At 72.8% G+C, this 15,604-nt stretch carries 11 protein-coding genes; 7 read left to right on the top strand and 4 right to left on the bottom strand.

Translation table 11 applies throughout. From position 1 onward, the window contains the following. Positions 1-239: 239 nt before the first annotated feature. From ACFYW1_RS06340 to ACFYW1_RS06325, 4 genes are all read right to left on the bottom strand, one after another. Positions 240-2,792, bottom strand: a complete 2,553-nt coding sequence (locus ACFYW1_RS06340; protein WP_388987806.1) for a DUF3488 and DUF4129 domain-containing transglutaminase family protein — start codon at positions 2,790-2,792, stop codon at positions 240-242. Continuing rightward, positions 2,789-4,171, bottom strand: coding sequence for a DUF58 domain-containing protein (locus ACFYW1_RS06335; protein ID WP_388987803.1), 1,383 nt, complete (start codon positions 4,169-4,171; stop codon positions 2,789-2,791). The genes ACFYW1_RS06340 and ACFYW1_RS06335 overlap by 4 nt, the downstream gene beginning before the upstream one ends. Next, positions 4,171-5,214 (bottom strand): AAA family ATPase, encoded by a 1,044-nt coding sequence (locus ACFYW1_RS06330; protein ID WP_388987800.1) that lies wholly within the window; start codon positions 5,212-5,214, stop codon positions 4,171-4,173. Before ACFYW1_RS06330 ends, ACFYW1_RS06335 begins: the two co-directional genes overlap by 1 nt. A 243-nt stretch (positions 5,215-5,457) precedes the next feature. Continuing rightward, on the bottom strand, positions 5,458-6,021 hold the full coding sequence (locus tag ACFYW1_RS06325) for a beta-class carbonic anhydrase (RefSeq protein ID WP_388987797.1): 564 nt from the start codon (positions 6,019-6,021) through the stop codon (positions 5,458-5,460). Between the two features lie 377 nt (positions 6,022-6,398). On the opposite strand from ACFYW1_RS06325, the gene rsmH reads away from it, so the two are divergent. From rsmH to murD, 7 genes are read left to right on the top strand one after another with little or no spacing between them, the layout of a single operon-like run. Next, positions 6,399-7,364: a 16S rRNA (cytosine(1402)-N(4))-methyltransferase RsmH gene (gene rsmH, locus ACFYW1_RS06320; protein WP_388987794.1), complete on the top strand. Its 966-nt coding sequence runs from the start codon at positions 6,399-6,401 to the stop codon at positions 7,362-7,364. Between the two features lie 49 nt (positions 7,365-7,413). After that, positions 7,414-7,977 (top strand): septum formation initiator family protein, encoded by a 564-nt coding sequence (locus ACFYW1_RS06315; protein ID WP_388987791.1) that lies wholly within the window; start codon positions 7,414-7,416, stop codon positions 7,975-7,977. A gap of 4 nt (positions 7,978-7,981) precedes the next feature. After that, complete coding sequence (locus tag ACFYW1_RS06310) at positions 7,982-9,955, top strand: peptidoglycan D,D-transpeptidase FtsI family protein (protein WP_388987788.1); 1,974 nt, start codon at positions 7,982-7,984, stop codon at positions 9,953-9,955. A gap of 17 nt (positions 9,956-9,972) precedes the next feature. After that, positions 9,973-11,700 (top strand): UDP-N-acetylmuramoyl-L-alanyl-D-glutamate--2,6-diaminopimelate ligase, encoded by a 1,728-nt coding sequence (locus tag ACFYW1_RS06305; RefSeq protein WP_388987785.1) that lies wholly within the window; start codon positions 9,973-9,975, stop codon positions 11,698-11,700. Between the two features lie 4 nt (positions 11,701-11,704). Continuing rightward, positions 11,705-13,111 (top strand): UDP-N-acetylmuramoyl-tripeptide--D-alanyl-D-alanine ligase, encoded by a 1,407-nt coding sequence (murF, locus tag ACFYW1_RS06300; RefSeq protein ID WP_388987782.1) that lies wholly within the window; start codon positions 11,705-11,707, stop codon positions 13,109-13,111. Beyond that, positions 13,108-14,178: a phospho-N-acetylmuramoyl-pentapeptide-transferase gene (mraY, locus tag ACFYW1_RS06295; protein ID WP_388987779.1), complete on the top strand. Its 1,071-nt coding sequence runs from the start codon at positions 13,108-13,110 to the stop codon at positions 14,176-14,178. The genes murF and mraY overlap by 4 nt, the downstream gene beginning before the upstream one ends. Then, a complete protein-coding gene (gene murD, locus ACFYW1_RS06290; protein WP_388988172.1) occupies positions 14,175-15,593 on the top strand; it encodes a UDP-N-acetylmuramoyl-L-alanine--D-glutamate ligase in 1,419 nt (472 codons plus the stop codon). Before mraY ends, murD begins: the two co-directional genes overlap by 4 nt. Positions 15,594-15,604: the final 11 nt, after the last annotated feature.

Below are 15,604 nucleotides of genomic sequence, written 5' to 3'. Positions count from 1 at the left end.
CGCGTGGAAACCGCGCCCATGACGCATCGGGCGGTGATCGTGTGCCGGGTCGCCGTGCCGATGCGCGGCCCGTCCGGTGCTCGCGCACCCCGGTCCGGTGCCGCCGTACCGTCCGGGCGGTGCGGCGGCGTGCCGGCCGTCGCCCTGTCGGGGCCGGCCGGCCCCGGGCCGGTCCAGCGGGCCGCCGGAGCAAGGACCGGTCTTCCGGTCGTCCTTTCCGGCGGCCCGCGGGCCGTGCCTCAGTCCTGGGGGCGGAACGGGCGCCGCAGCGGCCGCACCGGCCACCGGAGACGGCCCCACAGAGCCGAGCACCGGCCGGTGAACGCCGCCCAGCGGGCCGAGGCCGCCCAGATCACCCGAACGGCCGAGCGCGGTGCCACGACCGCCCGGATCCGGGCAACCCGGCCGACGGACGCCCGCAGACCGGCTCGTACCGTCTCCACGTCCTCGGACAGGCCGGTGGCCGGACGGGGCTCCGGGGCGTAGAGGACCTGCTCCACCGCCCCGGCCACCCGGTGCACCGCGTCCGCCGCGTCGAATTCGAGCCGCCCCAGCCGCACCATCCGCACCGCCGCCTTGCGCGGGGTCCGGGAGTCGTCCGGTTCGATGCCGTGGTCCCAGGCGGTGTCGGTGATCTCCCGCCAGGCCGCCAGCGTCCTGGCCGTCGTGCCCGCCGCGTCCGCCGGGGCGGGAGCCCACGCGCCGCCCCGGTCCCCCTCCGGGCCGGGAGCGGTGGACCGCGCGTCCGACGGCACGGCCCGTCCGTCGGCCGACGACGGCGCGGCCCGCTCCTGGACCGGCGCCCGCCCGGCGGGCGCGGCCAGCCTGCGACGACGTGCCCGGAGCCGCCAGAGCATCGGCAGGAGGGGCAGCACGAGGATCACCACGGCGAGCAGGGACAGACCGACGACGGTGCCCGTCGGCGTACCGGAATCCGTCGGGGCCACCGCTCCCTGCGCCGTGGTGTCCCCGCACTCGCCCTGCTTGCGCATCTGCACCGGGCAGTCGTCCGGGGCGGCCGGAACGGCCGTCGGGGCGGTCGAGGTGTTCTCCTCCGGCACGGCCGGGTCGCTCGCGTCGCCCTCGGGGGCCTCCGACTGGGTGTACGCCGGCACGCTGCCCCGCGTCGGGGTCGGCTCGAAACGGGTCCACCCGACGCCCTCGAAGTACAGCTCGGGCCAGGCGTGCGCGTCGCGCAGCCCCACCGAGACCGAACCGTTCGCCTGCTCCGTGCCGGGGGCGAAGCCCACCGCGACCCGGGCCGGGATGCCCAGCGTCCGCGACATCGCGGCCATCGTGAAGGAGAAGTGGACGCAGAAGCCCTGCTTCTCCTTGAGGAAGCGGCCGATCGCCGCGCTCCCGGTGCCCGAGGTCACCGAGGTGTTGTAGACGAAGCCGCCGTTCGACGCGAAGTAGTTCTGCAGCTTCACCGCCCGCTCGTAGTCGTTGGCGGCGCCCTTGGTTATTTTGGCCGCGGTCTTCCCGACCACATCCGGCAGGGAGCCGGGCACCCGGGTGTACTCACGCCGCAGGGCGGCCGGGGCGGGACCCGCCGAGGCGAGCTGGTCGGCGGTCGGCTGCACCACCAGGCTGGACACCTCGTACTGCGCACCGCCGGTCGTCTCCCCGCCGTCCCCGACGAGCGTCCGCCCCGTCGGCTCGTACCGCCAGCGTCCGCCGATCCTGACCTCGGTCGCGGGATAGGGGAGCGGCAGATAGGTCTGCCGGTAGGAACGCGACGAGGAGATGTTCGACCGGACCTCGGTGACCTTGACGTCCGGGCCGAGGCCCTCCGGCTGCGGGAACCGCTTGGGCACGTCGCTCAGACGGCGGGTGGAGGGCCGCCACTCGTTGCCGTTGAACTGGTCCAGGGCGAGGATGCGCAGATAGAAGCCCTGCGGATCGTTGGAGTTGGTGCGGTAGGACAGCACCTGCCGGTTCTCCGGCTGGTTCAGGTTGTTCTGCAGCGAGACCAGGGGGTTCACCGCGGAGATGGTGCCGCCGCCCCCCTGGCCGCCCCCGCCGCCGTTCCGCTCGCTCAGCAGGCCGCCGTCGAGCGCGGGCAGCGCCGCCGGTACGACCAGCGAGACGCCCAGCGCCAGCGCGCCGATGCGGCGCCCGGTCCGGACCGGGGCCGTCGGGCGGCCGCCCGAGAGCGCCGCGCCGACCGCCGGGCCCTGCGGGGCCCCGGGGGTCGCACCGCTGAAGACCCGCCCCCACTGCGAGAGCCGGTCCCGGCCCTCCGCCAGCAGGAGCAGCAGATAGCCGCCGGCCGCCAGCAGGAACCAGAGCCAGCCGGCCCCGCCCTCGGACAGCCCGGCGGCGACCGAGTACAGCGCGAGCAGCGGCAGACCGGCCGGGGCCGCGCTGCGGAAGGTCACCGCGAGGGCGTCCACGACCAGGCCGACCAGCAGCACACCGCCGATCAGCATCAGCCGGATGCCGTCCGTCACGGGCGCCGGAGCGGCGTACCTGCCGACGTCCTCGGCGCCCGCCGTCAGCAGCTCCGCCAGCCGCTGGAGCACCTCCGGACCCGGCAGCACACCGGCCGGGGCCTGCTCCTTGGCGAACACCACTGTCAGCAGGACCAGCATGACCAGTGCCTGCGTCGCGACGATCACCGCACGGGGCACGGGCGCCCGGCGGACGAGCGCGCCCGTCCCGCTCTGGACCGCCAGCAGGAAGGCCGCCTGCAGGATCCAGCTCGCCGGATCGACCAGCGGCAGCATCGAGGTCGCCGCCGCCAGCGTCGCCACGAAGGCGCACAGCGCCAGCCGACCACGACCGCTCATGACCATCCCCCGGAGAAACCCGTCGTACCGCCCGCGCCGCCGACGGACTCCGCCGTCACGCTCTGGTGTCCCGCCTGCCGCCAGTATTCGGCGAGTTCGGTCCCGGGCGTCACCGGGACCGCCGTCCAGCCCGACTCCCGCAGCAGTCGCAGCCGTTCCCCGGACGCCGCCTCCGCCCCAGGGGCCGGGGCGTCGCCCTGCGACCAGGCCGCGTCGGCCAGGACGAACGCCACGGCACCGCCGCTGCGCTGCCGCATCCGCGCCGCCACCGCGACCTGCTCCTCGTCGAGGTCGCCGAAGAACGCGACCAGCAGCCCCTCGTTGCCGCCGCGCAGCACGTCGTACGCGCGCGACAGGCCGCTGCCGTCCGAGTGGTCGACCACCGCCAGGGTGTCCATCATCAGCCCCGCCGAGTCGGCGGACTCCTGCGTCGAACCGGCGAAACCGCCCGCGCCCTCACCGGGAACCGTGGTCCCGTCGTCGGTCAGCAGCCGGACGGCGAAGCCGCGCTCCAGCATGTGCACCAGAGCCGACGCGGCCCCGGAGACCGCCCACTCGAAGGCGGAGTCGGGCCCCGCCCCCCGATAGGCGATCCGCCGGGTGTCCAGCAGCACCGTGCACCTGGACCGCTGCGGCTGTTCCTCGCGGCGCACCATGAGCTCGCCGTAGCGCGCCGTGGAACGCCAGTGGACCCGGCGCAGGTCGTCGCCGTGCCGGTAACCGCGCGGGATCACGTCGTCGTCACCGGCCAGCGCCAGCGAGCGCTGCCGGCCCTCGCCGTACCCCGGTGCCTCGCCGGCCAGCCGCACCGGCGGCAGCGGCTCGGTCCGCGGAATGACGACGAGGGTGTCGTACGCGCTGAACGAGCGGGTCAGCTCGCACATCCCGAACGGATCGCTCAGCCGCAGCTGGAGCGGCCCGAGCGGATAGCGCCCGCGCAGGTCCGAGCGCACCCGGTAGGACACCTCGCGGTGGCCGCCGGCCTCCACCCGGTCCAGCACGAACCGGGGCCGGGGCCCGAGCACGTAGGGCACCCGGTCCTGGAGCATCAGCAGCCCCGTCGGTATCCGCGACACGTTCTCCATCCGCAGGTGGACCCGCGCCTCCGTGCCCGCCGGAACCCGGGACGGCGAGAGCCGCCGGGTGCCCGCCACCCGGTACCGGGTGCGGACGAGCACCACCACGCAGACCAGCGGCAGCGCGGCGAGCAGCAGCCCGACCCGCAGCAGGTCCCCCTGCCCCAGCACGTACGCGCAGACCGCCGCGGCGACACCGGCCGCGAGGAAGGACCTCCCGCGCGTGGTCAGCCCGCCCAGGGCCGCGCGCAGCGCGCCCCTGTCGTCGCCGTCGTTCCTCGCGGGCGGTCCCCCGAATGCCATCACACCCGCCGGGCGCCGGGCTGCCGGCCGTACGCCGGGGGCCCCTGCCGGGGGTGGGGCTGCGTCCGGACGCCGCCGGCGGCGGTCGGGACCGGTGTCCGCTGGAGGATCTCCTGCACGACCTGCTCGGAGGTGCGGCGGTTCAGCTGGGCCTGCGCCGTGGGCAGCAGCCGGTGCGCGAGCACCGCGACCGCCAGCGCCTGCACGTCGTCCGGCAGGCAGTAGTCCCGGCCGTCCAGCGCCGCGGACGCCTTCGCGGCGCGCAGCAGGTGCAGCGTGGCCCGCGGCGAGGCGCCGAGCCGGAGGTCGGGATGGCTGCGGGTGGCCCCGACGAGCTCCACCGCGTACCGCCGCACGGCATCGGCGACGTGCACCGTGCGCACCGCGTCGATCAGCTTCACGATGTCGTGTGCGTGCGCCACCGGCTGGAGGTCGTCGAGCGGCGAGACGGCGCCGTGCACGTCGAGCATCCGCAGTTCGGCGTCCGCGTTCGGATAGCCGATCGACACCCGCGCCATGAACCGGTCGCGCTGGGCCTCGGGCAGCGGATAGGTGCCCTCCATCTCCACCGGGTTCTGGGTGGCCACCACCATGAACGGATCGGGCAGCTCGTAGCTGTGCCCGTCGATGGTGACCTGGCGCTCCTCCATCGACTCCAGCAGCGCCGACTGGGTCTTCGGCGAGGCCCGGTTGATCTCGTCGCCGATCACGATCTGCGCGAAGATCGCGCCCGGCTTGAACTCGAAGTCACGCCGCTGCTGGTCGAAGACGGACACCCCGGTGATGTCCGAGGGCAGCAGGTCCGGCGTGAACTGGATGCGCCGCACCGAGCAGTCGATGGACCGCGCCAGCGCCTTGGCCAGCATCGTCTTGCCGACCCCGGGGACGTCCTCGATGAGGAGGTGTCCCTCCGCGAGCAGCACGGTCAGCGAAAGCCGTACGACCTCGGGCTTGCCCTCGATCACCCGCTCCACCGACCTGCGCACCCGCTCCGCGGTCGTGGTCAGATCTGTGAGGCTCGCTCGATCGTCATAGGTCGTCACCCGGCCCTCCTCGGCCCTGCCCCCGCCCACGAGGGGCAAGGGGTACCCCAATCACGGACCGACGCGCATGGAGCCGCCCGGCCACCCCGAAACATGGACACCCCTTCCGGAACCGTCCGGCGGGATGCCACACGGGCATTCTTGTTGCCGTTGGCGCGTCATGTCACTTGCCTGTGGACAAGTGGGGGCGATATGCCGGGTTCGGTGGGATTTTTCGGTTCCGGAAGGGGTGATACCGGGGGGTCAGGAGGCGGGCAGGATCTCGCGCAGCAGACCGGTGGTCACGTCGAAGACGAAGCCGCGGACGTCATCGGTGTGCAGCAGGAACGGCGAGGTGCGCACGCGCTGCATCGACTGCCGCACGTCCTGGTCCGCGTCCTTGTACGCCTCGACCGCCCAGACCGGACGCTGGCCGACCTCCACCTCCAGCTCCTGGCGGAACTCCTCGGTGATCGACTCCAGACCGCAGTTGGTGTGGTGGATCAGTATCACGCTGCGCGTGCCCAGGGCCCGCTGGCTGATGGTCAGCGAGCGGATCACGTCGTCGGTGACCACGCCGCCCGCGTTGCGGATGGTGTGGCAGTCGCCGAGCGCCAGGCCGAGCGCGTCGTGCAGGTCGAGCCGGGCGTCCATGCAGGCGACCACGGCGACGCGCAGCACCGGCTTCGCGTCCATGCCCGGGTCCTCGAAACCGGCGGCGTACCGGGTGTTCGCCGCGACGAGGCGGTCGGTGACCGTCTCCCCGTCAGGGGCCTGATCGGCGGCGGGCACGGCGGCCCCGGAGGGGGAGTGCGCGGAAGTCGACATGGTGATGACGTTATCCCCCGCTCCCCTTCGCTCCGTGCTGTGAGAAGGGACAAAGAACGTCAACGAGACTTGTTGTGAGGTAACCCACAAGCCTCCCGGCGCCCCTCCGGTCGGGTGAGTGCCGCGCAGGGCGACGCGCAGCCCGGCTGATTGATCGGGAATCGATCGAATGGCAGGGTGGACTAAAGTGACGGGAAGTTACCGACACCCTGCACATTCCGAAGATTTCCCCCGTGCGCGGCGTACGTGCGGCCCGGCCCTCTCCCGCTCGCCGGTCGGCAGGCACCCCTTTTCCGGTGCCGGTCGGCCTCCCCTTCCGAGCGGGCGGGGACCGGGCCGTACGTACGACCGCCCGGGACCTGAGCCTGAGAGGGCACATGAGCCAGACCCGACACGTCCCGGTGATGCTCCAGCGGTGCCTGGACCTGTTGGCCCCGGCTCTGGAGACGCCGGGCCCGCAGGCGCCCGTGGTCGTCGACTGCACCCTCGGCCTCGGCGGACACAGCGAGGCGCTGCTCTCGGCCTTCCCCTCTGCGCGGCTGATCGGGCTGGACCGGGACAAGGAGGCGCTGCGGCTCTCCGGCGAGCGGCTCGCCCCGTTCGGCGACCGGGCCACCCTGGTGCACGCGGTCTACGACGAGCTTCCCGAGGTGCTCGACAGGCTCGGCGTCCCGAAGGTCCAGGGCGTGCTGTTCGATCTCGGCGTCTCCTCCATGCAGCTGGACGAGGCAGACCGGGGCTTCGCCTACGCCCAGGACGCCCCGCTCGACATGCGCATGGACCAGACGACCGGTATCGGTGCGGCCGAGGTGCTCAACACGTACCCGCCGGGCGAACTGGTGCGCATCCTGCGCGCGTACGGCGAGGAGAAGCAGGCCAAACGGATCGTCTCGGCGATCGTGCGCGAGCGCGAGAAGGAGCCGTTCAGCAACAGCGGCCGACTCGTCGAGCTGATCCGTGACGCGCTGCCGCAGGCCGCCAAGCGGACCGGCGGCAACCCCGCCAAGCGCACCTTCCAGGCACTGCGCATCGAGGTCAACGGCGAGCTCACCGTTCTGGAACGGGCCATCCCGGCGGCCGTGCAGAGCCTCGCGGTCGGCGGCCGGATCGCCGTCCTCTCGTACCACTCGCTGGAGGACCGGCTGGTCAAGCAGGTGTTCGCGGCGGGCGCCGCCACCACGGCGCCGCCCGGACTGCCGGTCGTGCCCGAGCGCTACCAGCCCCGGCTGAAGCTGCTGACCCGTGGTGCGGAGCTGCCCACGGAGGAAGAGGTCGCCGAGAACCGGCGCGCCGCCCCCGCCCGGCTGCGCGGCGCCCAGCGGATCCGCGAGGAGGAGCGATGAGTGCCCGGCGCCCGGACCTCCGGCCCCCGGTGGCGGCCGGGGCGGCGCGGTGAGCGGACCGGCCGCGCAGTTGAAGGGGCGGGCCGCGCGGCTCGCCCGGCTGATGCCGTCCCGGCCCAGCAAAGCGGCCCGCACCCCCTTCGTCCTGCTGGTGGTGGTGCTCCTCGGCGGCGGCCTGATCATGCTCCTGGTGCTCAACTCGGCCCTCAACGAGGGATCGTTCAGGCTGAGCGAGCTGAAGAAGCGGACCACCGAACTCACCGACGAGCAGCAGGCCCTCCAGCGCGACGTCGACAGCTACTCCAAGCCGGACGCCCTGGAACGGCGCGCCCGCGAGCTGGGCATGGTGCCGGGCGGCACCCCCGCCTTCCTCGGCCCGGACGGCAAGGTCCGGGGCGTGCCCTCCGAGGCCACTGCCGAACCGACCCCGGCCCCGGCCCGGCCGCGCAGCACCGGGACCCCCGCGGCCGGGCCGAGCGCCGGCACCGCGTCCCGCACCGCCGCACGGACCCCGGCCACTCCCTCGGGCACCACGAGCCCCACCGCCCCCGCGGCCCCGCCCGCCACGCCGCGCACCCCGGCAGACCAGCCCCCGACGAGCCCCGGCAGGTGACCCAGTGCCGTCCAAGGAACCACCGCGCCGCCGGGTCCCCGGCCCCGCCCGCCCGCGCGGCGCCACGGACGGCCGGCGCCCCCGGCTGGCGGCCCGCCGCCCCGCGGCCCCGGCCCCGCGCCCGTCCCGCCCCCGCCCCGCGGGCCCGCTGCGACTGGGCAACCCGCGCCCCCGGCTCCGGCTGGTCAGCCTCGCCCTGACGCTCGTCATGCTGGTGTTCGTCGTCCGGCTCCTCCAGGTCCAGGCCGTCGACGCCGACGCGTACGCGGCCAAGGCGAAGGAGAACCGCTACCTCGACTACACGATCTCCGCCGAGCGCGGCGAGATCACCGACCGCAGCGGGATCGCGCTGGCCACCAGCGTCGACGCGTACAACATCACCGCCGACCCCTCGATGTTCACGCCCGAGTTCAGCAAGGCCCCCGACGCGCCCCAGCAGGCCGCGGCGCTCCTCGCTCCGATCCTCGGCACCGACACCGCCGAACTGACCCGGAAACTGGCCGGAAAAGGCCGCTACACCGTCCTGGCCCGCCGCCAGACCCCACAGGTCTGGAACCAGATCAAGGACCTCAAGTCGGTCTTCGCGGAGAAGGCGTCCAAGGACCGGGCGCGCGGCGGTGCCGGAGCCAACGTGCTGGCCGGGGTCTTCCAGGAGGCGACGACCAAACGGGTGTACCCCAACGGCGGACTCGCCGCCGGGATACTGGGCTACGTCAACGCCGAGGGCAAGGGCGCGGGCGGCCTCGAATCGAAGCTGGACAAGGAGCTGGCGGGCGAGGACGGCAAGATCAGGTACGCCCAGGCCGGCGGCCGGCGGGTGCCCACCGCGGGCACCAAGGAGATCCCGGCCGTCGCCGGGTCCGACATCGAGCTGACCATCGACCGCGACATCCAGTGGGCCGCCCAGCGGGCCATCACCGACCAGGTGAAGAAGTCGAAGGCCGACCGGGGCTACGTGATCGTCCAGAACGCCAGGACCGGTGAGGTCCTCGCCATGGCCAACGCCCCCGGCTTCGACCCCAACGACCTCTCGCAGGCCGACGCGGCGGCGCTGGGCAACGCGGCGCTCCAGGACGCGTACGAACCCGGCTCCACCAGCAAGGTCATGTCGATGGCCGCCGTACTGGAGGAGAAGGCCGCCACCCCGGGCACCCACGTCATCGTCCCCAACCGGCTGCACCGCGGCGACCGGCTCTTCAAGGACGACATCGACCACCCCACCTGGTACCTGACGCTCAACGGCGTACTCGCCAAGTCCAGCAACATCGGCACCATCCTGGCCACCGGCGAACTCGGCAGAACCCAGGCCCAGGCCAACAAGGTCCTCTACTCCTACCTGCGCAAATTCGGGATCGGCTCGCCGACCGGCCTCGACTACCCGGGCGAGACCCCCGGCATCCTCGCCGCCCCCGGCGACTGGTCGACCTCGCAGCAGTACACGATCCCCTTCGGCCAGGGCCTCTCGCTCAACGCCATGCAGGCCGCCTCCATCTACTCCACCATCGCCAACGGCGGTGTCCGGATCGAGCCCACGCTGGTGCGCGGCACCAAGGACGCCGACGGCCGCTTCCGGGCCGCCGATCCCCCCGAACGGACCAGGGTGATCAGCGCGAAGACCGCCAGGACGCTGGCCGCCATGCTGGAGTCGGTGGTCGGCGACGAGGAGGGCACCGGCACGAAGGCCAAGATCCCGGGCTACCGGGTGGCGGGCAAGACCGGTACGGCCAACCGGGTCGATCCGGTGCGCGGCGGATACCACGGCTACACCGCCTCCTTCGCCGGCTTCGCCCCCGCCGACAAGCCGCAGATCACCGTCTACTGCGCGATCCAGAACCCGACCAAGGGCAGCTACTTCGGTGGCCAGATCTGCGGGCCGATCTACAAGCAGGTCATGGAATTCGCGCTGAAGACCCTGCAGACCCCGCCGTCCGGCAGCGGCCCGGCCAGGCTGCCGGTGTCCTTCGAACCCGACGAGTGAACCCGGGGACCCAAGCAGTGACAACCATCACGCCCGAACCCGGGAACCGGAACCGGAACCACCGGAACCCCGGCCCCTCACTTCGCGAGAGGCCGGGTGCGCCCGGTACGCTCACCGCCGTGCCCCACGCTGATCAGTTCCAAACCACCCAGAAGGCCGCGCCCGCGCAATACCCGGGAGCGCCCCGTCCGGACCGGATCGGACCGACGCCGCTCGGCGAACTGGCGGCCCGGCTGGGAGTCGAACCGCCGGGAACCGGCGAGGTCACCGGCATCACCCACGATTCGCGGGCGGTGCGTCCCGGTGATGTGTACGCGGCCCTGCCGGGCGCCCGCTTCCACGGCGCCGACTTCGCAGCCCAGGCGGCCGGCCTCGGCGCGACGGCGATCCTCACCGACCCGGCGGGCGCCGAACGCGCCGCCGCCACCGGACTGCCGGTGCTGGTCACCGAGGACCCGCGCGGCCGGATGGGCGAACTCGCCGCCGAGATCTACGGACGGCCCGGCGCCGACCTCCTCCAGATCGGGATCACCGGGACGTCCGGCAAGACCACCACCGCGTACCTCGTCGAGGGCGGCTTCCGCGGCGCGGGCCGCGCCACCGGACTGATCGGCACCGTCGAGATGCGGATCGGCGACGAGCGCATCAAGTCCGAGCGCACCACCCCCGAGGCCACCGATCTGCAGGCCCTGTTCGCCGTCATGCGCGAGCGCGGCGTCGACTCGGTGACCATGGAGGTCTCCAGCCACGCCCTGGTGCTCGGCCGGGTCGACGGCTGCGTCTTCGACGTCGCGGTCTTCAACAACCTCAGCCCGGAGCACATGGAGTTCCACTCCGGGATGGAGGACTACTTCCAGGCCAAGGCGCGGCTCTTCACGCCCGGGCGCAGCCGGCAGGGCGTCGTCAACTTCGACGACGAGTACGGCCGCAGGCTGGTCACCGAGGCGTCCGTCCCGGTCGTCACCTTCTCCGCCGAGGGCCACCCGGACGCCGACTGGCGGGCCGAGGAGGTCGAGGTGGGTCCGCTGGGCTCCACCTTCACCGTCGTCGGCCCCAAGGACGAACGGATCGCGGCCAGGGCCCCGCTGCCCGGCCCGTTCAACGTCGCCAACACCCTCGCCGCGATCGTCACCCTGGCCGTCGCTGGGATCGACCCGCAGAGCGCGGCCGACGGCGTCGCGGCCGTCCCCGGCGTCCCCGGCCGGCTGGAGCGGGTGGACGCCGGACAGCCCTACCTCGCGGTCGTCGACTACGCGCACAAGACCGACGCCGTCGAATCCGTCCTGCGCTCCCTGCGCAAGGTCACCGAGGGCCGGCTCCACATCGTCCTCGGCTGCGGCGGCGACCGCGACACGACCAAGCGCGGCCCGATGGGCGCCGCCGCGGCCCGCCTCGCCGACACCGCCGTACTGACCTCCGACAACCCCCGTTCCGAGGACCCCCTCGGAATCCTCGCCGCCATGCTCGCGGGCGCCGCCGAGGTCCCCGTCCACGAGCGGGGCGACGTCCTGGTCGACGCCGACCGGGCCGCGGCCATCGCCGCCGCGGTCGCCCGTGCCGAACCCGGTGACACCGTGCTGGTCGCCGGCAAGGGCCACGAGCAGGGCCAGGACATCCACGGCGTCGTACGCCCCTTCGACGACCGCGTGGTCCTGCGCGCGGCCATCGACCGCTCCCTGGGGCACGCGAGCACCACGGACGCCGCCCCCCGCGCCCACACCCACGAGAACAACAGTCAGGGATGACCAAGTGATCGCCCTTTCCCTCGCCGAGATCGCCGAAATCGTCGGCGGGCAGTCGCACGACATACCCGATCCGGCAGCAACCGTCAGCGGACCGGTCGTCATCGACTCCCGGGAGGTGAAGCCCGGCAGTCTGTTCGTCGCCTTCGCCGGCGAGCGGGTCGACGGCCACGACTACGCGCAGCGCGCCGTCGAGGCGGGCGCGGCAGTGGTGCTGGCCGCCCGCCCCGTCGGTGTTCCGGCGATCGTCGTCGACGACGTCGTGGCGGCGCTCGGCGCGCTCGCCAGGGCCGTCGTGGGCCGCCTCGGCACCACCGTCGTCGCGCTCACCGGTTCCGCCGGCAAGACCTCCACCAAGGACCTCATCGCCCAGCTCCTCGAACGCAAGGGGCCCACCGTCTACCCGGCGGGCAACCTCAACAACGAGATCGGCCTGCCGCTCACCGCCCTGCGCGCCACCGAGGACACCCGCCACCTCGTGCTCGAAATGGGCGCGCGCTACATCGGGGACATCCGTTACCTCACCGGCCTCGTCCCGCCCCGGATCGGCCTGGTCCTCAACGTCGGCACCGCCCACATCGGCGAGTTCGGCGGCCGGGAGCAGATCGCACAGGCCAAGGGCGAGATGGTCGAGTCGCTGCCCGAGGACGGCACCGCCGTGCTCAACGCCGACGACCCGCTCGTACGCGCCATGTCCTCCCGCACCAGGGCCCGGGTGCTGCTCTTCGGCGAAGCCGCGGAAGCGGACGTACGGGGAGAGAACGTCCGTCTCACCGACGACGGACGCCCCGCTTTCAAGCTCCACACACCCACCGGGTGCAGCGACGTGACCATGCGCCTGTACGGTGAGCACCACGTGTCGAACGCGCTCGCCGCGGCCGCCGTCGCCCATGAGTTGGGCCTGTCCGCAGACGAGATCGCCGAAGGGCTCTCCGAGGCGGGCACCCTCTCCCGCTGGCGCATGGAGGTCACCGAGCGTCCGGACGGCGTGACGTTCGTCAATGACGCCTACAACGCGAACCCCGAATCCATGAAAGCCGCGCTGCGCGCGCTGGTCGCCATGGGGAAGGGCCGGCGTACGTGGGCGGTGCTCGGCCAGATGGCCGAGCTCGGCGACGCCTCGCTCGCCGAGCACGACGCGGTCGGACGGCTCGCCGTCCGGCTCAACGTCAGCAAGCTCGTCGCCGTCGGGGGGAGAGAAGCCTCCTGGCTGCAACTGGGCGCATACAACGAGGGTTCGTGGGGTGAGGAGTCGGTGCACGTGTCCGACGCACAGGCCGCGGTCGACCTGTTGCGCAGTGAACTGCGCCCGGGAGACGTCGTGCTGGTGAAGGCGTCCCGGTCGGTCGGCCTGGAGCAGGTCGTCATGGCGCTGCTGGGCAACGCGTCCGAGGGCGAGGTCGCGGGCCGATGAGGCAGATCCTGTTCGCGGGGGCCATCGGGCTCTTCCTGACCCTGGTCGGAACTCCGCTGCTGATCAAGCTGCTGGCCCGCAAGGGATACGGCCAGTTCATCCGGGACGACGGCCCGCGCACCCACGGGTCCAAGAAGGGCACGCCCACCATGGGCGGCATTGCCTTCATCCTGGCGACGATCATCGCGTACATCGCGGCGAAGCTGATCACCGGCGAGGAGATGCGATTCTCCGGCGTGCTGGTGCTCTTCCTGATGGCGGGCATGGGTCTCGTCGGCTTCCTCGACGACTACATCAAGATCGTCAAGCAGCGTTCGCTGGGTCTGCGGGCCAAGGCGAAGATGGCGGGCCAGCTGATCGTGGGCATCGCCTTCGCGGTGCTCTCGCTCCAGTTCGCCGACTCCCGCGGCAACACCCCGGCCTCCGACCGGTTGTCGTTCGTCACGGACTTCGGCTGGTCGATCGGCCCGGTGCTGTTCGTCGTCTGGGCGCTGTTCATGATCCTCGCCATGTCCAACGGCGTGAACCTGACGGACGGCCTGGACGGTCTGGCCACCGGCGCCTCGGTGATGGTCTTCGGCGCGTACACCTTCATCGGGCTGTGGCAGTTCCAGGAGTCCTGCGCCAACGCGGAGACCCTGACCAACCCCAACGCCTGCTTCCAGGTGCGAGACCCGCTCGACCTGGCCGTCGTCGCCTCCGCGCTGATGGGCGCCTGCTTCGGCTTCCTGTGGTGGAACACCTCGCCCGCCAAGATCTTCATGGGCGACACCGGCTCGCTGGCCCTCGGCGGCGCGCTCGCCGGCCTGGCGATCTGCTCCCGCACCGAGTTCCTGCTGGCCATCCTCGGCGGCCTCTTCGTGATGATCACCATGTCCGTGGTCATCCAGGTCGGTTCCTTCAAGATGACCGGCAAGCGGGTCTTCCGGATGGCACCGCTCCAGCACCACTTCGAACTCAAGGGGTGGTCCGAAGTCCTTGTCGTGGTCCGCTTCTGGATCATCCAGGGCATGTGCGTGATCGTCGGCCTCGGTCTCTTCTACGCAGGATGGGCAGCCGAGAAGTGAGCAACCCGGACTGGCAGGGCAAGCGCGTCACCGTCGCGGGACTCGGGGTCTCCGGGATCCCGGCGGCCAAGGTGCTGCACGGCCTCGGGGCCGTCGTCACGGTGGTCAACGACGGGGACGACGAGCGTTCCCGGACGCAGGCCGCGGAGCTGGAGGCGCAGGGCATCGCCGTGCGCCTCGGCGACGGGGCGACCCTGCCCGAGTCCACCGAGCTCGTGGTCACCGCGCCGGGCTGGAAGCCCGACAAACCGCTCTTCGCGGCAGCCGCCGAGGCGGGCGTCCCGGTCTGGGGCGACGTCGAACTCGCCTGGCGGCTGCGCGGTCCCGACGCGGCCCCGTGGCTGGCGGTCACCGGCACCAACGGCAAGACCACGACCGTACGGATGCTCGCCTCGATCCTGGAGGCGGCCGGTCTGCGCACCGCCGCCGTCGGCAACATCGGCGTCTCGCTCCTGGACGCCGTGGTCGGCGACCAGGAGTACGACGTGCTCGCCGTCGAGCTGTCCAGCTACCAGCTGCACTGGGCGCCCTCGCTGCGCGCCCACTCCGCGGCCGTCCTCAACCTGGCCCCGGACCACCTCGACTGGCACGGCTCCATGGCGGCCTACGCCGCCGACAAGGGCCGGGTCTACGAGGGCAACCGGGTCGCCTGCGTGTACAACGCGGCCGACCCGGCGACCGAGGACCTGGTCCGCGGGGCCGACGTGGAGGAGGGCTGCCGGGCCATCGGCTTCACCCTGGGCACCCCCGGCCCCTCCCAGCTCGGCGTCGTCGACGGCATCCTCGTCGACCGCGCCTTCGTGGCGAACCGGCAGAAGCAGGCCCAGGAGCTCGCCGAGGTCGGGGACATCCACCCGCCGGCCCCGCACAACATCGCCAACGCCCTGGCGGCCGCGGCCCTGGCCCGTGCCTTCGGCGTCGAGCCCGCGGCCGTACGGGACGGGCTGCGGGCCTTCTGCCCCGACCCGCACCGCATCGAGCACGTCGCGAACGTCGCCGGGGTGGCGTACGTCGACGACTCCAAGGCCACCAACACCCACGCCGCCGAGGCATCGCTCGCGGCCTACGACCCGATCGTCTGGATCGCCGGGGGCCTCGCCAAGGGCGCGACCTTCGACGAACTGGTGACCGCGGCCGCCGGACGGCTGCGCGGCGCCGTCCTGATCGGCCGGGACCGGGAGCTGATCCGGGAAGCCCTCGCGCGACACGCCCCCGAGGTCCCGGTGGTCGACCTCGACCGGACCGACACTGGGGCGATGTCCGAGGCGGTCCGGGAGGCGGCACGGCTCGCCCGCCCGGGGGACACCGTGCTGATGGCCCCGGCCTGTGCCTCGATGGACATGTTCGTCAATTACAACAAGCGGGGCGAGGCGTTCGCGGACGCGGTCCGCGCGCTCGCCGCCGAGAGCGCCTGACGGGTCCGGTC

The organism is Streptomyces sp. NPDC002669 (genome assembly GCF_042889165.1).
Lineage (GTDB): Bacteria > Actinomycetota > Actinomycetes > Streptomycetales > Streptomycetaceae > Streptomyces.
This window is presented reverse-complemented; position numbering and strand designations above follow the sequence as displayed.

Coding starts and splice junctions, on each gene's coding strand:
- ACFYW1_RS06340 (WP_388987806.1), bottom strand. CDS start 2,792: ATGAGCGGTCGTGGTCGGCTGGCGCTGTGCGCCTTCGTGGCGACGCTG.
- ACFYW1_RS06335 (WP_388987803.1), bottom strand. CDS start 4,171: ATGGCATTCGGGGGACCGCCCGCGAGGAACGACGGCGACGACAGGGGC.
- ACFYW1_RS06325 (WP_388987797.1), bottom strand. CDS start 6,021: ATGTCGACTTCCGCGCACTCCCCCTCCGGGGCCGCCGTGCCCGCCGCC.
- rsmH (WP_388987794.1), top strand. CDS start 6,399: ATGAGCCAGACCCGACACGTCCCGGTGATGCTCCAGCGGTGCCTGGAC.
- mraY (WP_388987779.1), top strand. CDS start 13,108: ATGAGGCAGATCCTGTTCGCGGGGGCCATCGGGCTCTTCCTGACCCTG.